Here is a 2999-nt window from a genome sequence, read left to right on the forward strand (position 1 = left end):
CCTCGGCGACACCGAAGACGCCGGCGAACATCGATCCCCCGTACACCCCGATCACGACCACGGCGATCACGGCGTACAGGATGCGGTGCGCGACGCGGCCGGGGGCGAACACCCGCATGACGACATAGCCGAAGTAGCCGAACACCAGCCCCGATGCGCCGACCGTGAGTGTGCCCGGCGCGTTGAACACCCAGGTGCCGATGCCGCCGACGAGCGCGACGACGGCCGTGACGGCCCAGAACCGGCGGGTGCCCTCCACGGCGACGAGGCACCCGAGCACCAGGATCGGCACCGAGTTCGCGATGAGATGCTGCCAGTTCGCGTGCAGGAGTGGCCCGAGCACGATGCCCCCGAGTCCGGAGGCGTCCCCGGAGCGCAACCCGAAGCCGGTGAAGGAGCCGGGGAGGATCGCGTCGGCGAACTGCACGACCCACATGGCGACGAGCAGCAGCACCGGTGAGGCGAATCGGCCGAGCGGGTGCTGCGCCTGAGGCGGGGTGACGGTCACCGGACGATTGTCGCAGGTGCAGCCAGGAGACGACTGAGCGTCGGACGGACCCGCCCGCCGGAAATGAAAGTGACCCTCCGCGCACCCAGCAGAGCCCGGTTACCCTTGCTGCGTTTCCGCCCTGGGGGAATTGGCCTGGATGCCGCCACGCGGAGAGCCGTCAACCATCCTAACCCGACCGGCGCCGCGTTTCGAACCGCGCTCCCCTGCGCGCCTATCCGGTGCACGCATCCTCAGGGGAACCTGCCAGAGCGGCGCATCGTGCGCAGGGTTACGATCGAGTGACGCGCACCGCAGCGCCGCGATGTGAGAGGGAACGCATGCCAGAGAACGCCCCCCTGATGCCGGTGACGATCGACGCCGAACGCTTCGCCGCGCAGACGTCGGCCATCCTCGGTTCGATCGGCCAGGTCATCGACGGGAAACCGGATGCGGTGCGCAGCGCTCTCGTATGCCTGCTCGCCGAAGGGCACCTGCTCATCGAGGACGTTCCCGGCGTGGGGAAGACGATGCTCGCCAGGGCTCTCGCCGCCAGCGTGGACGCGACGGTGCGACGCATCCAGTTCACCCCGGATCTGCTGCCGGGCGACGTCACGGGCGTCTCGGTCTACAACCCGGTCGACCGCGAGTTCGAGTTCAAGCGCGGTGCCGTGTTCGCGCACATCGTGATCGCCGACGAGATCAACCGCTCCTCCCCCAAGACGCAGTCCGCCCTGCTGGAGGCGATGGAGGAGGGCCAGGTCACGGTCGACGGCTCCACCCACCAGCTCCCCCAGCCGTTCCTGGTCGTCGCGACCCAGAACCCCCTGGAGATGGAGGGCACGTACGCCCTCCCCGAAGCGCAGCGCGATCGGTTCATGATGCGCATCTCGATGGGATACCCCGACGCCGCGGCCGAGGCCCTCATGCTGCGCCAGCGTGACGTGGTGAGCCCGCTCGCCGCCGTCTCGCCCGTCGCCGATGCGTCCTCGATCTCGCAGCTCATCGCATGGGCACGGTCCGTGCACGTCGCGCCGGCCCTCGAGGAGTACACGGTCGCCCTCGCGCAGGCGACGCGCAACGACCCGAACCTCCACCTCGGCGCCAGCCCCAGGGCCACGCTGCAGCTGGTCAGGGCGGCGAAGGTGTGGGCGGCGCTCGACGGCCGCGACTACGTGATCCCCGATGACATCACTGCCCTGCTCATCCCGGTCCTCGCGCACCGTCTGCTTCCGGCGCGCGGCGCACATCGCACGGGAGCCCAGCCCGTCGAGGCCGCTCTCACCCAGATCGTCGAGCGGGTGCGCGTACCCGTCGCGACCCGTTCCTGACACACCGATCATGCGACGACGACGAGCCCTCACCGGTCGCGGCGCCGGAGCGCTCGTCGCCGCGCTCTGCTGCATGATCGCCGCGAACCTGCTGGGCACCCGCATCCTGCTGTACCTCGGCGTGCTGCTGGCGGCGGTCACGCTCTTCTCCCTCCTCGCCGTCAGGCTGCCCCGACGATCCGGCACCGTCACGCGGCAGATCTCCACCGATCTGCTGACGGTGTCCGAGACGTCCCGCGTGACCGTGCGCTTCTCGCTGCGCGCGATCCGCGTCCCCCGCGGGCTCTGGCACGATGTGCTCCCCGACGCGGTGTCGGGCGACTCCGGCGGCGAGTATCCTCCGGAGAACGGGCAGCTCAGCTACCTGATCACCGGCGTCAGAAGAGGCGTCTGGCCGTTGGGTCCTCTGATGCTGCGCACCGTCGACCCGTTCGGGCTGGCCCAGCGTGAGCAGGCGTTCGGCGAGACCCGGAGCGTCACCGTGGTGCCAGAGGTGTTCGCCCTCGCCCCGCTCGCCGTGCGGGTCGGGGCGGCCGGGGGGACAGCGCACACCTCATCGACCAGGCTCGGACAGGGCAGTGACAACCTCTCGCCGCGCGGCTACATCCCGGGGGATTCGATGCGGCGCATCCACTGGCGTGCCACGGCACACCGCGGTCAGCTCATGGTTCGCCAGGAAGAGGAGGAGTCCAGCCCCGACGCGGTGGTCGTGCTGGACCGGAGCGGGCGCCGCTGGGATACCCAGGGGAGCGACGTTGATCCTGCCTTCGAATCCGCCGTCTCGCTGTGCGCTTCCGCGGCCGTGCATCTGGCCTCCGAGGGGTACAGCGTCGACGTGATCGACAGCGCAGGCACGTTGCTCGGCGCCCTCCGCGGGCACGAGGACGACCGCGACAGCCTGCTCGCAGCGCTCGCGATGGTCACGCCTCGCGGGGAGAGCCGCGACCTGATGGCACTCATCGGAGGCACGCCTCCCGGACCGCTCGTCTACATCACCGGGCGCCTCGATGAGGAGGACGCCACACTGCTGAGGTCGGCGGGCGCCGCAGCGCCGATGCTGTTCAGCACCGAGCTTCTTCCGGGGGCCACCGAAGCGGCGGCACGTCATGGGTGGACCGTCGCGCCCCTCGGCGAGGACATCTCGGCCGCGTGGGAGGATGCCGTCTCCGCACGGATCGGAG

General features: G+C 70.3%; 3 protein-coding genes and 1 other RNA gene. 2 read left to right on the forward strand and 2 right to left on the reverse strand.

Going from position 1 to position 2999, the window contains the following annotated elements:
• Together DSP71_RS13875 and ffs are read right to left on the reverse strand one after the other, a co-directional pair.
• Window positions 1-508, reverse strand: a 508-nt coding sequence (locus DSP71_RS13875) for a rhomboid family intramembrane serine protease (protein ID WP_113681386.1), incomplete at its 3' end; no start/stop codon positions are given.
• A 65-nt stretch (window positions 509-573) separates the two neighbouring features.
• An RNA gene (ffs, locus tag DSP71_RS13880) (signal recognition particle sRNA small type) lies at window positions 574-670 on the reverse strand.
• Between the two features lie 158 nt (window positions 671-828).
• On the opposite strand from ffs, the gene DSP71_RS13885 reads away from it, so the two are divergent.
• On the forward strand, window positions 829-1818 hold the full coding sequence (locus tag DSP71_RS13885; RefSeq protein WP_113681385.1) for a MoxR family ATPase: 990 nt from the start codon (window positions 829-831) through the stop codon (window positions 1816-1818).
• 10 nt (window positions 1819-1828) lie between these two features.
• The coding region (locus DSP71_RS13890; protein WP_147251319.1) for a DUF58 domain-containing protein at window positions 1829-2999 on the forward strand (1171 nt) is incomplete at its 3' end.

Source organism: Microbacterium sp. H6, assembly GCF_003314775.1.
GTDB classification, from domain to species: Bacteria; Actinomycetota; Actinomycetes; order Actinomycetales; family Microbacteriaceae; genus Microbacterium; species Microbacterium oxydans.

Excerpts from the sequence above, each read along its gene's own strand:
- DSP71_RS13885 (WP_113681385.1), top strand. The coding sequence starts at position 829 with ATGCCAGAGAACGCCCCCCTGATGCCGGTGACGATCGACGCCGAACGC.